General features: G+C 64.9%; 18 protein-coding genes. 5 read left to right on the top strand and 13 right to left on the bottom strand.

What is annotated here, in order from left to right; genetic code table 11:
• From T8S45_RS04915 to T8S45_RS04960, 10 genes are all read right to left on the bottom strand, one after another.
• A complete protein-coding gene (locus T8S45_RS04915) occupies positions 1-786 on the bottom strand; it encodes an enoyl-CoA hydratase-related protein (protein WP_322294882.1) in 786 nt (261 codons plus the stop codon).
• 109 nt (positions 787-895) lie between these two features.
• A complete protein-coding gene (gene mce, locus T8S45_RS04920) occupies positions 896-1,351 on the bottom strand; it encodes a methylmalonyl-CoA epimerase (RefSeq protein WP_188641904.1) in 456 nt (151 codons plus the stop codon).
• Complete coding sequence (locus T8S45_RS04925) at positions 1,348-1,821, bottom strand: hypothetical protein (RefSeq protein ID WP_322294883.1); 474 nt, start codon at positions 1,819-1,821, stop codon at positions 1,348-1,350. Before T8S45_RS04925 ends, mce begins: the two co-directional genes overlap by 4 nt.
• Positions 1,818-3,350, bottom strand: coding sequence for an acyl-CoA carboxylase subunit beta (locus T8S45_RS04930; protein WP_322294884.1), 1,533 nt, complete (start codon positions 3,348-3,350; stop codon positions 1,818-1,820). The genes T8S45_RS04925 and T8S45_RS04930 overlap by 4 nt, the downstream gene beginning before the upstream one ends.
• Positions 3,351-3,401: 51 nt before the next feature.
• Entirely contained in the window at positions 3,402-3,623 is a 222-nt protein-coding gene (locus T8S45_RS04935) for a helix-turn-helix domain-containing protein (RefSeq protein ID WP_322294885.1), read from the bottom strand.
• Positions 3,623-4,246 carry a DUF2975 domain-containing protein gene (locus tag T8S45_RS04940; RefSeq protein WP_322294886.1) on the bottom strand — a complete coding sequence of 208 codons (624 nt, stop codon included), beginning with the start codon at positions 4,244-4,246 and terminating at the stop codon, positions 3,623-3,625. Before T8S45_RS04940 ends, T8S45_RS04935 begins: the two co-directional genes overlap by 1 nt.
• A 103-nt stretch (positions 4,247-4,349) precedes the next feature.
• Entirely contained in the window at positions 4,350-5,372 is a 1,023-nt protein-coding gene (locus T8S45_RS04945; RefSeq protein ID WP_322294887.1) for an NAD-dependent epimerase/dehydratase family protein, read from the bottom strand.
• A 42-nt stretch (positions 5,373-5,414) separates the two neighbouring features.
• Complete coding sequence (gene gorA / locus T8S45_RS04950) at positions 5,415-6,767, bottom strand: glutathione-disulfide reductase (protein ID WP_322294888.1); 1,353 nt, start codon at positions 6,765-6,767, stop codon at positions 5,415-5,417.
• 10 nt (positions 6,768-6,777) lie between these two features.
• Positions 6,778-7,764, bottom strand: a complete 987-nt coding sequence (locus T8S45_RS04955) for a calcium/sodium antiporter (RefSeq protein ID WP_322294889.1) — start codon at positions 7,762-7,764, stop codon at positions 6,778-6,780.
• Positions 7,765-7,825: 61 nt separating this feature from the next.
• A complete protein-coding gene (locus tag T8S45_RS04960; RefSeq protein WP_322294890.1) occupies positions 7,826-9,208 on the bottom strand; it encodes a DEAD/DEAH box helicase in 1,383 nt (460 codons plus the stop codon).
• A gap of 377 nt (positions 9,209-9,585) precedes the next feature.
• Between T8S45_RS04960 and T8S45_RS04965 the strand changes: the two genes are divergently transcribed.
• Positions 9,586-9,771, top strand: a complete 186-nt coding sequence (locus T8S45_RS04965; protein ID WP_188641911.1) for a hypothetical protein — start codon at positions 9,586-9,588, stop codon at positions 9,769-9,771.
• Between the two features lie 192 nt (positions 9,772-9,963).
• Here the strand turns inward: T8S45_RS04965 and pgi are convergent, their stop codons facing one another.
• On the bottom strand, positions 9,964-11,487 hold the full coding sequence (gene pgi, locus T8S45_RS04970) for a glucose-6-phosphate isomerase (RefSeq protein ID WP_322294891.1): 1,524 nt from the start codon (positions 11,485-11,487) through the stop codon (positions 9,964-9,966).
• A gap of 122 nt (positions 11,488-11,609) precedes the next feature.
• Between pgi and lepB the strand changes: the two genes are divergently transcribed.
• The 4 genes from lepB to T8S45_RS04990 are packed head-to-tail and all read left to right on the top strand — an operon-like array spanning position 11,610 to position 15,526.
• Positions 11,610-12,443: a signal peptidase I gene (gene lepB, locus T8S45_RS04975; RefSeq protein ID WP_322294892.1), complete on the top strand. Its 834-nt coding sequence runs from the start codon at positions 11,610-11,612 to the stop codon at positions 12,441-12,443.
• Positions 12,416-13,120: a ribonuclease III gene (gene rnc, locus T8S45_RS04980; protein ID WP_322294893.1), complete on the top strand. Its 705-nt coding sequence runs from the start codon at positions 12,416-12,418 to the stop codon at positions 13,118-13,120. Before lepB ends, rnc begins: the two co-directional genes overlap by 28 nt.
• On the top strand, positions 13,113-14,030 hold the full coding sequence (gene era, locus T8S45_RS04985; protein WP_188641914.1) for a GTPase Era: 918 nt from the start codon (positions 13,113-13,115) through the stop codon (positions 14,028-14,030). Before rnc ends, era begins: the two co-directional genes overlap by 8 nt.
• A complete protein-coding gene (locus tag T8S45_RS04990; RefSeq protein WP_322294894.1) occupies positions 14,027-15,526 on the top strand; it encodes an ArnT family glycosyltransferase in 1,500 nt (499 codons plus the stop codon). The genes era and T8S45_RS04990 overlap by 4 nt, the downstream gene beginning before the upstream one ends.
• Here the strand turns inward: T8S45_RS04990 and T8S45_RS04995 are convergent.
• Positions 15,523-15,705: a hypothetical protein gene (locus tag T8S45_RS04995; protein WP_322294895.1), complete on the bottom strand. Its 183-nt coding sequence runs from the start codon at positions 15,703-15,705 to the stop codon at positions 15,523-15,525. The two genes, T8S45_RS04990 and T8S45_RS04995, sit on opposite strands and share 4 nt — an antisense overlap.
• Entirely contained in the window at positions 15,702-18,272 is a 2,571-nt protein-coding gene (gene topA, locus T8S45_RS05000) for a type I DNA topoisomerase (RefSeq protein ID WP_188641917.1), read from the bottom strand. Before topA ends, T8S45_RS04995 begins: the two co-directional genes overlap by 4 nt.
• Positions 18,273-18,358: the final 86 nt, after the last annotated feature.

The following is an 18,358-nucleotide window of genomic DNA, read 5'->3' on the forward strand; positions in this document are numbered from 1 at the left end:
CTACTCCCCCTTGAACTCGGGCTTGCGCTTCTGGAGGAAGGCCATGCCGCCCTCGATCGCGTCCTTGCTGTCGCCCGCACGGTGCTGGCCGAGCGCTTCCTGGTGGAGCGCGCTGGGCAAATCGTGCTGCAAGGCGTGCATGATGTTGGCGCGCATCTGCCCCAGCGCGAGCGTCGGGCCGTTGGCGAGCCGGGTGGCGAGCGCCCGCGCCTCGTCGATCAGCGCATCGTCGGCCACCGCCTTGTAGATCAGGCCCCAGTTCTCTGCCTTTTCGGCGCCGATCTTCTCGCCGAGCATCATCATCTCGGTCGCCCGCGCCTTGCCGACGAGGCGCGGGAGCATCCAGCTCGCCCCGCCATCGGGCACGAGGCCGATATTGACGAAGGCCTGGAGGAAATACGCGCTCGCACCCGCGACCACGAAATCCGCCGCCAGCGCGACCGAGCAGCCGATCCCAGCCGCAGGCCCGTTGACCACCGCGACGATCGGCACGCGGCACTGCGCCATCTGCACCATCAGCGGGTTGTAGCTCATCGCGAGGCTGTCATAGGCCCCGCGCCCGCCCGAGACCGGCCGGTCGCGCTTGGCCGCGAGATCGGCGCCCGAACAGAAGGCACGCCCCTTGCCCGTGATCAGCACGCAGCGCGCCGCGCCCGGATCGGCCAGCACGTCGCGCAATTCGACCGCCATCTCGGGCGGCATCGCATTGAGCCGCTCGGGCCGGTTGAGCGTGATCGTGGTGACGGGACCGTCTGCTTCGACGCGGATATGTTCGTAATCGGGCATGTTCTCTCCACAATTCCGTCATCCCCGCGAAGGCGGGAATCCACTGCAACGTCGGACGCTGGATCCCCGCCCTCGCGGGGATGACGGCAAGTGTCTACTACCGCTCAGGTCAATTCGACCAGTGCGCGTCGCCCTTGGGCGTTTCCATGATCTCGGTCAGCTGGCCCATCATGTCCTTCGGGTGGAGGAAGAAGATCGGGGTGCCATGCGCGCCGATGCGCGTGGGGCCGAGGATGCGCTTGCCCATCTCCTCGAACCACTTGCGCGCGTCCTCGATATCCTCGACCTCGTAGCAGACGTGGTGCTGCGCCCCGGCCGGGTTCTTCTCGAGGAACTTGGCGATCGGCGAATCCTCGCCCAGCGGCTCGATCAGCTCGATCTGCGTGCCCTTGCCGAGTTCGCCCGCGGCATCGGGCGTATCGACGAAGCAGACCTTCACCCCCTGCGCCTCGAGATCGAACGGCTCGTGGAACTTCGTCGCGCCCATCACCTCGCGGTAATAGCGGATCGATTCCGCGATCGACGGCGTCGCGACGCCGATATGGTTGAGACGACCGAGTTTCATAAGATATTATCCCAAGCATCAAGCGCCAGAAACAAAGTTAAGCCACTGATAAGAATGTTCCAAATCATCGAGGCGACAAAACGTCGAGGCTGCCTTTTATAAACGTATGGCCCAAAGGCCATGCTCATCAAAGGCAATACCTTCCCTGTTATCGCCCCTCGAACCGTGATCAAAAGCGCGAGTGGAAAAAACGCTGCAATCAGAAATGGGACAAACTCTGGGGAACGCGCAATTCTCTCAGCCCAAGGTGTCCACAAGAATGCGGCCAATAAAAACGCAGCAACCCCAAACAGTGACGCAGCAGGGTTCTGCCATCGCTTTCCTAGACCCTCACAGTCTGCAACCGAAGGCTCGCCATCTGCCACTCTTGCATCGTGTCCCGAAGTTCGTTGAATCGAAATGTAACCGATAAACAACAACGCTATCGTTATCGCGACCTTCGCGACTGGCAATTCGATCGTATCAATCACAACGGAATATTATCGTGCTTCTTCCACGGGTTCTCAAGCTGCTTCCCGCGTAGCTTCCTCAGCCCCAGGGCAATCCTCTTACGCGTCGAGTGCGGGTAGATGACCTCGTCGATATAGCCGCGGCTCGCCGCGACGAACGGGTTGGCGAAGCGGTCTTCGTATTCCTTGGTCTTTTCGGCGATCTTTTCGGGATCGTCGCGGTCCTGGCGGAAGATGATCTCCACCGCGCCCTTCGCGCCCATCACCGCGATCTCGGCGGTGGGCCAGGCGTAGTTGAGATCGCCGCGCAAATGCTTCGACGCCATCACGTCGTAGGCGCCGCCATAGGCCTTGCGGGTGATGACGGTGATCTTCGGCACGGTCGCCTCGGCATAGGCGAACAGCAGCTTGGCGCCGTGCTTGATGATGCCGTTGTGCTCCTGGCTCGTGCCGGGAAGGAAGCCGGGCACGTCGACGAAGGTCAGGATCGGGATGTCGAAAGCGTCGCAGAAGCGCACGAAGCGCGCGGCCTTCTTCGACGAATTGATGTCGAGCACGCCGGCGAGCACCATCGGCTGGTTCGCGACCACGCCCACGGTGCGCCCTTCCATGCGGCCGAAGCCGCAAAGGATATTGGCGGCGTGCGCGGGCTGGATTTCGAAGAACTCGCCCTCGTCGAGCACCTTCCGGATCACCTCGTGCATGTCGTAGGGCTGGTTGGCGTTGTCGGGGATCAGCGTGTCGAGGCTGGGTTCCTCGCGCTCGATCGGATCGGCGGTGGGGCGCTCGGGCACCTCTTCGCGGTTCGACAGCGGCAGGTAATCGATGAAATCGCGCGCCGCGAGTAGTGCCTCGATATCGTTTTCATAGGCGATATCGGCGACGCTGGTCTTGGTCGTGTGCGTCACCGCGCCGCCAAGTTCCTCCTGCGTCACCTCCTCGTTGGTGACGGTCTTCACCACCTCGGGCCCGGTGACGAACATGTAGGAGCTGTCCTTCACCATGAAGATGAAGTCGGTCATCGCCGGGGAATAGACCGCCCCGCCCGCACACGGGCCCATGATGAGGCTGAGCTGCGGCACCACGCCCGAGGCGAGCACGTTGCGCTGGAACACCTCGGCATAACCGCCGAGCGAGGCGACGCCTTCCTGGATGCGCGCACCGCCCGAGTCATTCAGGCCGATGACGGGCGCGCCGACCTTCATCGCCATGTCCATCACCTTGCAGATCTTCTCCGCATGGCGTTTCGAAAGCGAGCCGCCGAAGACGGTGAAATCCTGCGAATAGACGAACACCAGCCGCCCGTTGATCGTGCCGCTGCCGGTGACCACGCCGTCGCCGGGGATCTTGTTGTCCTGCATCCCGAAATCGACGCAGTCGTGTTCGACATAGGTGTCGAGTTCCTCGAACGAGCCCTCGTCGAGCAGCACGTCGAGCCGTTCGCGCGCGGTCAGCTTGCCCTTGGCGTGCTGCGCGTCGATCCGCTTCTGGCCCCCACCCATCCGGGCGGCTTCACGGCGGCGTTCCATTTCGGCGATATTGGCGGACATGCGCTCTCCCTTGTTCGTTGCGGAGCGGTTAGAGCCTCGCGACACGCTGCGTCAATCTCCGCCCGCATCTCCTTCGCGATACTCGAGGATGTCGCCGGGCTGGCAATCGAGCTCGCGGCACAGCGCCTCGAGCGTGGCGTAACGCACGCCCTTCACCTTGCCGGTCTTGAGCAGCGAGAGGTTGGTCACCGAGATACCGACCCGCTCGGCAAGGTCCTTCAGGCTGATCTTGCGCTGCGCCATCACGACGTCGAGATTGGTCACGATCGCCATCAGACCACGCTCTCGCTGTCTTCGCGATAGGCCATCCCGTTGCGGAACGCCTCGGCCACCAGCAACGCCAGCCCGCCGAGCAGGAAGGTGAAGATCGGCACATCGTATTCGAGCCACACATTGCGCACCTCGTCGAGGTTCCACGACAGCGAGGGATGCAGCACATAACCCGCGGGCATTTCGACTGCGCCGAGGATGATCGGCTGGAGGATCAGCACGCTCACGACCGAGATCACGCAGATCGCGAGCAAGGCGTAACCGATCCTGCGCAGTGCCTCGATATTGGCGGTCGTGAAGACCTCGCCCGAAGCGAAGGCGAGCAGCACCCGCCGCAGCGCCAGCAGCGCGAGCACCAGCAGCGCGACCGAGGCGAAATGTCCGACCAGGTCGATGATGTGCGCGAGCGGCTGGCCCGTCACCGTCAGCGTCCCGTCGGACCAGGCGATGTCGCCGGTACCGCCCAGTTCGGTGGTGCGCGGTTCGGCCGCCGAGACATGCCAGCCAACCGTCCCGAAATTGCCCGACAATGCGGCCAGCACGGTCCGCGCGAGATCGAGCGCGATCCCGAGGAAACACACGAGGATGAAAAATTCGACGATCCGGCGGATCAGCTTGGCACTCATCGGACACTCCTTCGATTGGATGAAGGGTGTGATAGCGTGAAATTAGCGATTCGCAATATGTATTTTACGTTTTACGTAAATCTCTTTGCGTCTTGCGTGACACTCAAACCTTCACGACGCCATGTGCGATCAGGCTTTCCGCGCAATCGACGATGGTCTCCTCGACCGGGCGGGTTTCCCAGCCGAGCTCGTCCTTGGTATGCCTCGTATCGAGGTCGCGGGTCTTGCCCAGCTCGTTCATGATCGAGCGCAGCCCGGGGTTCACGAGCGCGATCGCCTTCACCATCCAGTTGGGCATCACGCGCTTGGGGACCTTTTTCGTGTGCTCGGCGGGCAGCCTGGCGCGCAGCACATCGGCGATCTCGATCAGTTTCATGAACCTGCCCGAGGCGATGAAACGCTCGTTGGCGAGACCCGGCTCCATCAGGCAGCGCACGTGCAGATCGGCGCAATCGCGCAAGTCGACCACCCCGAAACCGAGATCGGGCGCCATCGGCATCGATCCGTCGAGCACCTGTTTCATCGCCACCACCGAGGGGGAGAAATCGGGCGTCTCGATCGGTCCAAGCACCAGCGCGGGATTGACCGAGACGAATTCCATCGTCCCGCCATTGGCGAACATCCAGTCGCGCGCGGCGCGCTCGGCGATCGTCTTCGACTTGGCATAGGGCGTGACGTCGGGATGGGTGATGTCGGTCCAGGCGCTCTCGTCGACGCGATAGGACTTTTCGTCGCGGCCATAGGCGATCGCGGCGACCGAGCTGGTCTGGACGAAGCGCCGAACCCCCGCCTGCTTGGCAAAGCGCAAGGCGCGGATCGTGCCTTCGCGCGCGGGGACGATCATCTCGTCCTCGTGCCTGGGCGTGCGGGTCGAGATCGGCGAAGCGACATGGGCGACCGCGTCGCAATCCGCATTCGCCTCGGCCCAGCCGGCATCGTCCATCAAATCGGCCTGGAAGATCTTGAACTTGGCCGCGCCGACATCGAAGCGATCGCGCAATCCGCCCTCGCTCTTCCTGCGATCGCGCACCGTGGTGTGGACCACGTGCCCGGCCTCGAGCAGCTGGTCGATGATCTCGCCGGCGATATAGCCTGTGCCGCCGGTGACGAGGATGGTCTTGGGCATGTCGGGTCCTCCGTGTGCGCCCCGTCTAGCACCGATCCGCCCTCACCGCATCAGCACGAGTTCCTCGGCCATCGTCGGGTGGATCGCGGTGGTCGCGTCGAAATCGGCCTTGGTCAGCTTGGCCTTCACCGCGACCGCCGCCGCCTGCATCATCTCGGGCGCTTCGGGCGCGATCATGTGGATCCCGACGATCCGGTCGTCCTCCGCGTCGCATATCATCTTGAACAGAGAGCGTTCGTTGCGACCCGCGAGCACGTTCTTCATCGGCCGGAAATCGGACTGGTAGACCTTGACCCCGCCGAGCTTATTGCGCGCTTCGCCCTCGGTCATCCCGACCGCGGCGATCGGCGGGTGGCTGAACACCGCGCTGGCGACGCAATCGTGATCGACCGCGCTGGGCTTGTCGCCGAAGACCGTGTCGGCGAAGGCCTGGCCCTCGCGGATCGCGACCGGGGTCAACTGGATTCGGTCGGTGCAGTCGCCGACCGCATAGACATGATCGAGATTGGTCTTCGAGAAGCGATCGACCAGCACTTCGCCGTGATCGCCCAGTTCGACACCGATCTCCTGCAGCCCGAGATCCTTGGTGTGCGGCACGCGCCCGGTGGCGAAGAGGACGCAATCGACCTCGAGATCGTCGTGGTTTGTCATCGAGACGCACAGCGCCCCGTCATCGGTCTTCTCGATCCCGCGGAACTCGGCGTTGAAGCGGAAATCGATGCCCTTCATCATGCTGATCTGCAGCAGCCGGTCACGCACCGCCTCGTCGTATCCGCGCAGGATCACGTCGGTGCGGTTGATGATCGTGACCTTGCTGCCGAACTCGTTGAAGATCCCGGCGAACTCGTTGGCGATGTATCCCCCGCCCGCGATCAGCACGCGCTTGGGCATCTCGTCGAGATGGAATGCCTCGTTGCTGGTGATGCCGAGTTCGTGCCCGGGGCAATCGGGAATGCGTGGGGTGGCACCGGTGGCGATCAGGATATGCTTCGCGGTGACGACCTTGCCGCTCGCGAGCGTGATCTCGTGCTCGCCGGTCAGCCTCGCCTTCTCGTGGAACAGTTCGACATCGTGGTTCTCGAGCGTTTCCGTGTAGAGGCCGTTCAACCGGTCGACATCGGCGAGCACCGCGTCGCGCAGCTTGACCCAGTCGAAGCTCTTGCCCTCGATGCTCCAGCCGAACTTTTCGCAATCCTCGAGGTCCTCGGCGAAATGCGCGCCGTAGACGAGCATCTTCTTGGGCACGCAACCGCGGATCACGCAGGTCCCGCCAATCCGGTATTCCTCCGCCAGCGCGACCTTCGCGCCGTGTGCCGCCGCGACGCGGCTCGCGCGCACGCCGCCCGAGCCGCCGCCGATGGTAAAAAGATCGTAGTCGTAGTCGGTGTCGGACATGTGAGCCTTCCTAGAACCGGAGCAAGCCGGCAGTGAAGAGGATGAAAAGCACGTAGGAGGCAAGCAGCACGCCGCCTTCGCGTCTGCCGAGCCTGCCGCCGGTGTAAGCGAAGACGATCGCGGCGACGGCAGCGGCCAGCAGGATCCACAGATCGGTCTGCAGGATGCCGCCGGGGATCGGCCCCGGCGCGACGAGGCCGGTAATCCCGCCGATGAAGAAGATGTTGAAGATGTTCGAACCCAGCACGTTGCCCAGCGCGATATCCCCCTGCTTGCGGATCGCGGCGATGATCGTGGTGGCGAGTTCGGGCAGCGAAGTCCCGGCGGCGACGATGGTCAGCCCGATCACCGTGTCCGACACACCGAGCCGTCCGGCGATATCGACCGCTGCGTCGACCAGCACCACCCCGCCCGCGACGATCAGCGCCATGCCCACGAGGAAGAATCCGCCCGCGCTCCACAGCGAGCCGCTCGGCTCGTCATGCGGCAGCAGCGCGGGGTCGGCACCCTCGACGGCCAACGCACGATCGCCCGCCGCGCCGTGGACCCCGGTCGCCTCCTGCTTGAAGGCGAGCCAGAGATAGACGGCGAGAACGAGCAGGAATGCAGCCCCCGCCCAGCGATCGAGCCCGATCGTCTGGCCCGCGAGCATCAGCAGCAATACGCCGCCGACGCCAACCATTCCATCGCGCCACAGCACGCTGTGCGACATCACGGCCGGCGCGATCAGCGCGGCCGCGCCGAGGATCATGAGCGTGTTGGCGATGTTCGAGCCGACGATATTGCCGAGCGCGATCCCCGGCGAACCGGCGAGTGCGGCCTGCACGCTGGCGGCGAGTTCGGGCGTCGAGGTACCGAGACCGACGATGGTCAGCCCGATCAGCATCGGCGACAGGCCGAGCCGTTCGGCGATCCGCACCGCGCCGCGCACCAGCAATTCGCCACCTCCCACCAGCAGGACGAAGCCGAGCAGCAGGAACAGGATGGTGGCGGTCATTGCTTATCGCTCTCCGAGCTTGTTGGCGCGGGTCAGCGCCTGACAAGCCGGCTGGGGCGGGTCAAGTATTGTTGCGCCCGCCGCGACGGTTGCGGCGACGGTTTCCGCCTCCGCCCTGTCCTCCCGAGCGCTGTCCACCCGAACGCTGTCCGCCGCCCTGGCCCTGCGGCTTGCCGCCACGACCGCCGCCGGGCTTGCGCTGTCCGCCGCCCTGGCGCGGCTTGACGTTCGCACGCGGGGCGCGCTGGCCCGGAGGGGCGCGCTTGGTCGGGCCGACGCCTTCGACCACGGCGCGGAAATTCTCCGGCAAGTCGAGCCGTTCGAATTCGGCATCGGTCGTCTTGCGGATGTCCTTCAGATAGGCGCGTTCGTCTTCGGCGCACATCGCGATCGCGATCCCGTCCGCCCCGGCGCGCGCGGTGCGGCCGATGCGGTGGACATATTGTTCGGGCACGTTGGGCAGCTCGTAATTGATCACGTGGCTGACGCCCGGGATATCGATCCCGCGTGCGGCGACATCGGTCGCGATCAGGATCGGCGTCTTGGCACTCTTGAACTCGCCCAGCGCACGTTCGCGCTGCGGCTGGCTCTTGTTGCCGTGGATCGCATTGGACGGGATGCCGCACTGAGAGAGCTTCTTCACCATCCGGTCGCAGCCATGCTTGGTACGCGCAAAGATCAGCACGCGCTCGAACTTGCCGGGCACCGGATGTCGCTCGGACAGGATCATCTCGAGCAGCGTCTGCTTCTCGTCCTGTTGGACCATGAAGAGGTACTGGTCGATGCGTTCCGCGGTGGTGGCCGCAGGCGTAACCGACACGGTGACGGGGTTGTTGCAATATTTGCCGACCAATTCCTTGATCGCGGTCGGCATGGTGGCGCTGAAGAACAGGGTCTGGCGGTCCTGCGGAACCAGCTGGCTGATCTTGCGAAGCGCGTGGATGAAGCCGAGGTCGAGCATCTGGTCGGCCTCGTCGAGGACGAGGATTTCCACGCCAGAAAGGTTGAAGGCCTTCTGGTCGATCAGGTCGAGCAGGCGGCCCGGCGTGGCGACGAGGATATCGGTGCCGCGATGCAGCTTGTTGCGATCCTTGTTGACCGAGGTGCCGCCGACGATGCTGTGCACCTTGAGCCCGGCGAGCGCGCCGTAATCCTTGGCGGATTCGGCGATCTGCCCGGCAAGTTCACGCGTCGGCGCGAGCACCAGCATGCGGCAGGACTTGAACGGCGTCTGGTTGTCCGCCTCGCGCAGCCGGTCGATGCTCGGGAGCATGAACGCGGCGGTCTTGCCGGTGCCGGTCTGGGCGATGCCCAGCAGGTCGCGCCCTTCGAGCACGGGCGGGATCGCCTGCGCCTGGATCGGGGTGGGTTCGGAATAGCCCTTGAGATCGAGCGCCTGGAGGACGGGCTGCGAGAGCCCGAGTTGGTCGAATGTAGTGGTCATGTAGAGTTTTTAACTCGCAATATATGCGACGCGCGGAGACACAGCTCGCGCGGCGCGGGGGTAAAAAACCGCCCGCGTGAAAAGGGAAGTCTGGGAGATAGGACCGAAGCGCGCCGGGGCTCGCCATAAAGGCCGCCGCTTCACGCTGGCTGGCGCTTCGATGGGAGCCATGTGGTGCAGTGCAGCACGAAAGTCAATCTCTATTGCCTTTGTGCAATGCACAACAGGCTTGGCGAAAGGGCGCCGATGCACTAGCGTCAGCAATATTCCGGCCACCGAAACGCGCTGCCGGAACTGAGAGACGATACCGCGCTCCCGCATGAAGGAGCCGCCATGTCGCCGCAATTTGTCCGCCATTCTGCAAGAACGCGATCGTCATGACGGTCCGGCTCATGATCGCCTATGCGCTGATCGCATTGCTGGTAGCCTTTGCAGGCGTGGTGATCTGGAATATCCGGCAACATTCGCCGCGCCAGACCCGCCTGCGAATGCGCGAGCGCCAGAAGGAACAGACGCGCAAGGCACGCGAGCGGCGGGAGGCGGGCGAAGGTGGCGATGCCTGATCCCGAAACCCGCGGCGCCGCCATCGAATGCGCCCGCACCGCCAAGGCGCTTGCGCTCTACGCGAAGCTCCCGGGCACGCTCGCTCGACCGATCCGGCCGCAACCGATTTCCCGGGTAACGAACGAGGCTCGCTCCTTCTCTTCGTAGGCGATAAGCTCGACGAAGATCTTCTTTCAAAATCGAACCGTGGCTTACCCCAATCCCGCCGCATCGAGCAGCGCGCTCGTACTCGCATCGAAATCCCCCTCGTCCTCTTCCATCGCGCGGGCGATCTGCTTGCCGAGTTCGACGCCGAACTGGTCGAAGGGGTTGATGCCGAGCAGCACGGCACTGGCGAAGGTGCGGTGTTCGTGGAAGGCGATCAGCGCGCCGAGCGTGGCGGGATTCAATGCATCGCACAGGATCGTCGCGCTGGGGCGGTCGCCGGGATAGGCGCGCGCGCCCCCCAAATCTTCATCGTCGCTTTCCTTGCCCGCCATCAGCGCCGCGCCCTGCGCGAAGCAGTTCATCAGCAGGATCTCGTGATGTGCGGGGTCGAGATCGTGGCCGGGCGCGATGCTGGCGATGAAATCGACCGGCACGAGGTGCGTGCCCTGGTGCAATAGCTGGAACACCGCGTGCTGCGCGTCGGTGCCCGTCCCGCCCCATGTGATCGGCGCCGTGGGACCGTGGACCGGCTTGCCCTCGGCGGTGACGCGCTTGCCGTTGCTCTCCATCTCGAGCTGCTGGAGATAGTCGGGCAACAGCCGCAGCCGCTCGTCATAGGCGAAGACGGCGCGGGTCTGGCTGCCGCGCAGATGGGTGTAGTAAAGATCGGCGAAGGCGGCGCGCAGCGGCAAATTCTCCAGCCCATCGACCTCGCGGAAATGCGCATCCATCGCGCCTGCGCCTTCGAGCATCGCGGCGAAGCCCTCCCAGCCCAGCGCGAGCGCGACCGGGAAGCCGATCGAGCTCCACACCGAATAGCGCCCGCCGACCGTGTCGCTGAAGGGCAGGATCCGCGTCTCGTCGACGCCCCAATCGAGTGCGGCGTCGGGATTGGCGGTGAGCGCGACGACGCGGCCCTGCGGGTCGGACACGCCGCCTTCGCCCATCCAGTCGAGCACCGACTGCGCATTGGTCATCGTCTCGATCGTGGTGAAGGTCTTCGAGGCGATCGCGAGCATCGTGGTTTGCGGGTCGCAGGCCTTGAACGCCGCCTTCAGCGCATTGCCGTCGACGTTCGAAACGACATGCACGTCGACCTTCGCATCGTCTCTTGCCAGCGCATCGAGCGCCAGAGCCGGACCGAGCGCCGAGCCGCCGATGCCAACATGGATCAGGTGCTTCACCTCGCCGAACGCGCCGGCGTGGATCGCCTCGACCAGCCCGCGCATCCGCATGTGCAGCGCATCGGCCAGCGCCACCGCCTCGTCCGCCCCGTGCCCGCGCTCGGCCGTGTGTTCGGCGGCGCGTTCCTCGGTCGGGTTGACCACTTCGCCCGCAAACAGCGCGCGGCGCTTGTCGGCAAAGCCCATCGCCTTGGCGAGCTTGGCGAAAGCCTCGCCATGCGCGTCGTCGAGATGGGTCTTCGACCAGTCGAACCGGATCCTCCCGCCCGGCAGGTCGAGCGCCTGCGACCAGTCCTCGACGCGTCCCTTCTCCTCGAACAGCGAAGCCAGCGTGGGCTTGTCGAGCAGGGTCAGTTCTTTCCAGATGGCTTGGGGATCGCTCACGCACAGGGCTCCGTTCGAGTGGACACGCCCCAACGCCTAGTGGCGTGCGCCGGTCGAATAAAGGCCTCATTCACGGCGCGCATGCTTGATTTTCGCGCGCAATGGCGACACGGCAGCGCGCGATGAACGAGACCGCCAAAACCCCCGTCGAAACGGAAGCCGATACGCCCGAAAAGCCCGAGAAGAAGGAAGACAGCCTCTTCGTCTTCGTGCTCAAGCTCGCGCTCGTCGTGTTCATATTCCGCAGCTTCTTCTTCGCCTCGCATTCGATCCCGAGCGAATCCATGCTGCCCAAGCTGTGGAACGGCGATTACCTCGCGGCGAGCAAGTGGTCCTACGGCTACACGCGCTATTCGCTGCTGTTCGAACCGCCGGTGGGCGACTGGCGCATCTTCGGCAGCGAGCCCGAGCGCGGCGATATCGCGGTGTTCAAGCACCCGGTCAGCTACGAGGACTACATCAAGCGCGTGATCGGCCTGCCGGGTGACCAAGTCCAGATGCAGGGCGGCGCGCTCTACATCAATGGCGAGGCGGTAAAGCGCGAGAAGGTCGGCGAATTCATCCAGCCGATGTCGGGGAACACGACCTGCGCAGGCGCGCAATTCCGCAGCACCGGCGACGATGGATCGCGCATCTGCCGCTACGAGCAATACCGCGAGACGCTGCCCAATGGCGTCACCTACATGACGCTCGATTTCGGTCGCTCGCGCTATGACGACACGCAGGTCTTTGTCGTGCCCGAAGGCCACGTCTTCATGATGGGCGACAACCGCGACAATTCACTGGACAGCCGCGCACCGGCAGTCCCGGGCGGCGGGGTCGGCTTCGTGCCGGTCGAGCTGCTGCTGGGCAAGGCGCAGGCGCGGATCTGGTCGACCGACGGCAGCGCCGAATACGTCCTGCCGTGGACCTGGTTCACCGCTGCAAGGTGGGACCGCATCGGAGACGGGCTCTGACCCGCCCCGCCCTGTCCGACGAGACGCGCGATTACCTGCGTGCGCTGGCGGGTGGCGAGCTGGGGGACGAGGACGTCTGGATCGACGCGCTGACCCACGGCTCGACCGGGCACAAGCGCGATTACGAACGGCTCGAATTCCTCGGCGATCGCGTGCTCGGCCTCGCCGTCGCGCACTGGCTCTACGTCCACGACCACCAGGCCGAGGGCAAGCTCGCCCAGCGGCTCGCCGCACTGGTCAGCCGCGGGACCTGCGCCGATATCGCCCGCGCCTGCGGCCTTGCCGACCATATCCGCCTCGGCAAGCAGGCGCGCGACGATGGCGGGGCAGACAGCGACAACATCCTCGGCGACGTGATGGAATCGGTTATCGGCGCGGCGTTCGTGACCGGCGATTTCACCCGCGCCAGCGCGATGGTCGAGCGGCTGTGGGCCGATACGCTGTCGGGCAAGACCGGGCGTTCGAAACACCCCAAGAGCGCGCTGCAGGAATGGGCCGCGGGCAACCAGAAGCGCCCGCCGCGCTATTCGGTGGTGGACACGTCGGGTCCCGACCATTCGCGCAGCTTCACGGTGCGCGTCGAAATCCACGGAGTCGGCTCGGTCGAGGCGACCTCCAACAGCAAGCAGGACGCCGAAACCCAGGCGGCGAGAAAGTTCATCGAGACCCATGGCTGACGACAAGAACCAGAGCGGGCAGAGCAAGTGCGGCGTCGTCGCCGTGATCGGTGCGCCCAATGCGGGCAAATCCACGCTGGTCAACCAGCTGGTCGGTCAGAAGGTCGCGATCGTCTCGCCCAAGGCGCAGACCACCCGCACGCGGCTGATGGGCATCGCGCTGCACGGGCCGACCCAGATCATGCTGGTCGACACGCCCGGCATCTTCGCCCCGCGCCGCCGGCTCGACCGGGCGATGGTCTCCGCAGCATGGGAAGGCGCCGAGGAGGCCGATGCCGTCCTGCTGCTGGTCGACCCGATCAAGCAGCGCCGGCACGAGCTGATGCCGCTGCTCGAACAGCTGAAGGACCGCAAGGAGCGGAAAATCCTGGTGCTCAACAAGGTCGACAAGGCGGTCAAGGAACCGCTGCTGGCGCTGGCGCAGGAACTGACCGGCATGGTCGATTTCGACGAGGTGTTCTTCGTTTCCGCGCTTTCCGGCGACGGCGTACCCGAGCTGAAGGAAGAACTCGCCAAGGCGATGCCCGAAGGCCCGTGGCATTATCCCGAGGACCAGGTCTCCGACGCGAGCGAGCGCCTGCTCGCCACCGAAGTCACCCGCGAACAGCTCTACAAGCAGCTGCGCGAGGAACTGCCCTATGACAGCATGGTCCGCCCCGAAAGCTACACCCATCGCGAAGACGGCAGCGTCGAAATCCGCCAGCAGATCCTCGTCCAGCGCGACAACCAACGTTCGATCGTGCTCGGCAAGGGCGGCAGCATGATCAAGTCGATCGGCGAAGCCGCACGCAAGGAGCTGTCCGAGATCCTCGGCCAGAAGGTCCACCTCTTCCTCCATGTGAAAACCCAGGAAGGCTGGGACGAGGATCGCGAATTCTACGAGGAAATGGGGCTGGACTGGTCGAAGTGACCGCCGCGCCTGCCGATCGCGCGCACCATGCCGCGCCGAACCCGCCGCGGCCGTGGTATGCCGACGGGCGGGTGTTCCTGATCCTGCTGCTCATCACCGCGCTGACCCGTGCGGCCAGCTTCGGGAACCCGGTGCTCTACAATGACGAGCAGTTTTACCTGCTCGTCGGTAGCCGGATGCTCGAGGGCGCGCTCCCCTATGTCGAACTGTGGGATCGCAAGCCGATCGGGCTGTTCTTCATCTATGCGGCCACCAGCGCGCTCGGTCCTTGGGACGTGCTGCAATACCAGGTGGTCGCCGGCCTGTTCGCGGGGACGACCGCGTGGGTGATCTATCGGATCGCACGGATGATCGCGCCGCCCGACGGCGCCTTCATCGCCGCCGCCTGTTACCCGATCTATCTCGCCGGGTTCAGCCTCGTCGGCGGGCAGGCCCCGGTGTTCTACAACCTCTTCGTCGCGCTCACCGCATGGTGGCTCGCGCGGCGCTATCGCGACGGCAACGTGCACAAGCTGTTCTTCGGCGGTTGCCTCGCCATGCTCGCGCTCGGCAGCGCGATGCAGGTAAAGTACACGGTGGTGTTCGAGGGGATCTATTTCGGCCTCGCACTGCTGTGGCTGGCTCACCGCGTCGGCCTCCACCGCTGGAGCATCCTGCCGATGGCGCTCGGCTGGGTCGGCTGCGCACTGGTGCCGACCGCGATCGCGCTCGGCTGGTACGCCAATCACGGCGACATGGAAGCCTATTTCTACGCCAATTTCGTCTCGATCTTCGAGCGCGAGAGCGGCATTTCAGGCCCGCTGATCCGGCTGCCGGTGCTATTGTTCTTCCTCAGCCCGCTATGGCTGCTGATGCTGTGGGCGCCACAGAAGCTCGGGCTCAAATACCACGGCACGCCGGTGCTCGATTTCGTCACCGGCTGGGCGATCGCCGCGTTTGCCGGGTTCATGATCATCGGAACCTATTACGACCATTATGTCGGCCCGTTGCTGGTCCCGTTCTTCGTGCTCGGCGCGCGCGCGCTCGGTCGGCATGGCCTGCGCCGCAAGCTCGCGATCGGGGTAGTGGTGTTCGGGGTGGCCTGCACCATCCTCCACACCGTGATCCGCGTCCAGATCGACGGCAGCCGCGAGGAATTCGCGGCGGTCCGCGACACGGTGGCCGAGGCGATCGCGCCGGACGACTGCATATACGTCTACGAAGGCGACGTCGCGCTCTATCACGCCACCGGCGCCTGCACGGTGACGCCCTACGTCTTCCCGACGCACCTCAACAGCTTCAAGGAAGAACACGCGCTCGGCATCGACACCATCGCCGAGATGGAACGCATCGTAGCCGCGCGCCCCAAGGTGATCGTCAAGATGGCCGAGCCGTACAACGATCCCGACAATGCTCGCACCCGCGCGGTGCTCGAGGAGGCGCTGGCGACGAGATACGAGCGCACCGCCGCCCTGCCCCGCGGCACCCGCGAAGTGGAGATCTGGGTCCGCCGCTAGCGCTTCTTCGCGATCGCGACCTTGTTCTTCTTGGCGAAGTCGCGGGTCGATTCCTCGCTCCGGCCCAGCGCCTTGGCAATCTGCTTGAGCCCCTGCCCCTTCCCGGCCAGCATTCGCAGCTGGCCGGCCTCGTCGGGGCGCCAGGGCTGTTTGTGGCGCTCGAACCGCTCCTTGCTCATTTCTCGGCCGCCTTCTTTTTTGCCGGAGCCTTTTTCTTGGCTGCAGCCTTTTTCTTGGCCGGTGCCTTCTTCTTCGCCGGGGCCTTCTTGCGGCCCTTCTTCTTGGCCGGCCCCTTGGCGACGCGCTCGTCGATCAGGCGGATGGCGTCTGCCTCGGTCACGTCCTCGGGCTTCATGTCGCGCGGGATCGTGGCGTTGGTGGTGCCGTCGGTGACATAGGGACCGTAGCGGCCCGGCAGGACCTTCATCTCGGCCTCGGACACCGGGTGCTTGCCGAAGGTCTTGATCGGCTCGGCCTTGGCGCGCCCGCCGCCCTTGCGATTGGCGGCTTCGGCCAGCAGCGTGACCGCGGCGTTCATGCCGGTGTCGAAGACGTCGCGGGTCGATTGCAGCTTGGCATACTTGCCATCGTGCCTGAGGTAAGGCCCGTAACGCCCTATGCTTGCTTCGATATCATTGCCTGTCTCGGGATGCTGGCCGATCACGCGCGGCAGCGAGAGCAGCTTCAGCGCCCATTCGAGATCGAAGTCGTCGAGGTCCTTGGGAATCGAGGCGCGCTTGGCGTCCTTGCCCTCGCCCAGCTGGATGTAGGGTCCGAATCGCCCGGTCTTGCGCTCGACCTCGAGACCGGTCTCGGGATCCTTGCCCATGATGGTATCTTCGGCCGGATCCTCGCCATCGGCGCCCGGCTGGGCGAAACGGCGGGTGAACTTGCATTCGGGATAGTTCGAGCAGGCGACGAATGCACCGTACTTGCCACCGCGCAGCGCGAGCCGCCCGTCCTGGCAGCGCGGGCACAGGCGCGGATCGGTCCCGTCCTCGCGCGGGGGGAACAGGTAATCCTCGAGGAAGCCGTCGAGCACCTCGGTGACTTCGGAGGGCTTGCGCTCCATCACCTCGTCGCTCTTGGGCTTGAAGTCGCGCCAGAAGGCTTCGAGCACCTTCTTCCACTCGGCACGCCCGCCCGAGACCTCGTCGAGTTCGTCCTCCATCCCGGCGGTGAAATCGAACGCCACGTAACGAGTGAAGAAGCGTTCGAGAAAGGCGGTCAGCAGGCGCCCGCTTTCCTCGGCGTGGAAGCGGTTCTTCTCCATCCGCACGTAATCGCGATCGCGCAGCGTCTGGATCGTCGAGGCGTAGGTCGAGGGACGCCCGATGCCGAGCTCCTCGAGCCGCTTGACCAGCGAGGCCTCGGAAAAGCGCGGCGGTGGCTGGGTGAAGTGCTGGGTCGCGATCACCTCGCGCTTCGCCGGCGCATCGCCCTCGCGCAGGAAGGGCAGCAAACCGTCCTCGTCCTCTTCGTCGCCGCGCTTGTCGATGCCTTCCTCGTACAGCGCGAGGAAGCCGGGGAACTTCACCACCTGGCCGTTGGCGCGAAGGCCGTGCTGGCCGGTCGCGTCCTCGAAATGGACGGTCGTGCGCTCCAATCGCGCCGAGGCCATCTGGCTCGCCAGAGCGCGCGTCCAGATCAGCTTGTAGAGCTTTTCCTCGTCGCCGCGCCCGGCCTTTTCCTTGATGAAATCGGTCGGCCGGATCGCTTCGTGCGCTTCCTGAGCATTCTTGGCCTTGGTCTTGTACTGGCGCGGTTTTTCGGGGAGGTAATGTCCGTCGTAACGGCGCGTGATGGCCTTGCGCGCACTGGCGATCGCGCTGCCTTCCATCGAGACGCCGTCGGTACGCATGTAGGTGATCGCGCCCGCCTCGTAGAGCGACTGCGCGAGCCGCATCGTGTGGCTGGCCGAAAAGCCGAGTTTTCGCGCGGCCTCCTGCTGCAGCGTGGAGGTCGTGAAGGGCGGAGCGGGGCTGCGCTGCAACGGCTTGGTATCCACGCCGACGACGCGGAATTCGCTCTCTTCGACCGCCGTCTTGGCCTTGCCCGCAATGCCCTCATTGCCGAGCGAGAGCTTTTCGAGCTTCTCGCCCTCGAACTTGACCAGCCGCGCGTCGAAGCCGGTGCCGTCCTGCTCCATCTTGGCGACGACCGACCAGTATTCGTCGGACTTGAACGCCTCGATCTCGCGCTCGCGATCGACGATCAGCCGCAATGCGACCGATTGCACGCGGCCCGCCGACTTCGCGCCGGGCAGCTTGCGCCACAGCACGGGCGAAAGCGTGAAGCCGAACAGGTAATCGAGCGCGCGGCGGCCGAAATACGCGTCGATCAGGTCCTGGTCGAGCTGGCGCGGATGCTCCATCGCGTTGGTCACCGCCTGCTTGGTGATCGCATTGAAGGTCACCCGCTCGACCTCGGCGGGCAGCGCCTTACGCTTCTTCAGCAGGTCGAGCACGTGCCAGCTGATCGCCTCCCCCTCGCGATCGGGGTCGGTTGCGAGGATCAGGCGGTCGGCCTTCTTGGCCGCATCGGCGATCGCCTTGACCTGCGAGCGGTTGCGCTGGTCGGCATAGACCTCCCAGTCCATTGCGAAATCCTCGTCCGGGCGCACGCTGCCATCCTTGGGCGGCAGGTCGCGGACATGGCCGTAGCTGGCGAGGACCTTGTAGTCCTTGCCGAGGTATTTCTCGATGGTCTTCGCCTTGGCCGGCGATTCGACGATAACAAGCTGCATGTGAGTTCGGGCAGTCCCTTACGTGTGTACGTGTACGTACGCGCGATGGTCAGCGAGCCGCGCGATTCGTCAAGCGGGTTTGTGGT

Source organism: Pseudoblastomonas marina (assembly GCF_034374265.1).
GTDB lineage: Bacteria > Pseudomonadota > Alphaproteobacteria > Sphingomonadales > Sphingomonadaceae > Alteriqipengyuania_A > Alteriqipengyuania_A marina.

Coding starts and splice junctions, on each gene's coding strand:
- T8S45_RS04935 (WP_322294885.1), bottom strand. CDS start 3,623: ATGGCGATCGTGACCAATCTCGACGTCGTGATGGCGCAGCGCAAGATC.
- topA (WP_188641917.1), bottom strand. CDS start 18,272: ATGCAGCTTGTTATCGTCGAATCGCCGGCCAAGGCGAAGACCATCGAG.
- T8S45_RS04945 (WP_322294887.1), bottom strand. CDS start 5,372: ATGCCCAAGACCATCCTCGTCACCGGCGGCACAGGCTATATCGCCGGC.
- T8S45_RS04960 (WP_322294890.1), bottom strand. CDS start 9,208: ATGACCACTACATTCGACCAACTCGGGCTCTCGCAGCCCGTCCTCCAG.
- T8S45_RS04915 (WP_322294882.1), bottom strand. CDS start 786: ATGCCCGATTACGAACATATCCGCGTCGAAGCAGACGGTCCCGTCACC.
- T8S45_RS04930 (WP_322294884.1), bottom strand. CDS start 3,350: ATGTCCGCCAATATCGCCGAAATGGAACGCCGCCGTGAAGCCGCCCGG.
- mce (WP_188641904.1), bottom strand. CDS start 1,351: ATGAAACTCGGTCGTCTCAACCATATCGGCGTCGCGACGCCGTCGATC.
- T8S45_RS04965 (WP_188641911.1), top strand. CDS start 9,586: ATGACGGTCCGGCTCATGATCGCCTATGCGCTGATCGCATTGCTGGTA.
- lepB (WP_322294892.1), top strand. CDS start 11,610: ATGAACGAGACCGCCAAAACCCCCGTCGAAACGGAAGCCGATACGCCC.
- gorA (WP_322294888.1), bottom strand. CDS start 6,767: ATGTCCGACACCGACTACGACTACGATCTTTTTACCATCGGCGGCGGC.
- era (WP_188641914.1), top strand. CDS start 13,113: ATGGCTGACGACAAGAACCAGAGCGGGCAGAGCAAGTGCGGCGTCGTC.
- T8S45_RS04940 (WP_322294886.1), bottom strand. CDS start 4,246: ATGAGTGCCAAGCTGATCCGCCGGATCGTCGAATTTTTCATCCTCGTG.
- T8S45_RS04995 (WP_322294895.1), bottom strand. CDS start 15,705: ATGAGCAAGGAGCGGTTCGAGCGCCACAAACAGCCCTGGCGCCCCGAC.
- T8S45_RS04955 (WP_322294889.1), bottom strand. CDS start 7,764: ATGACCGCCACCATCCTGTTCCTGCTGCTCGGCTTCGTCCTGCTGGTG.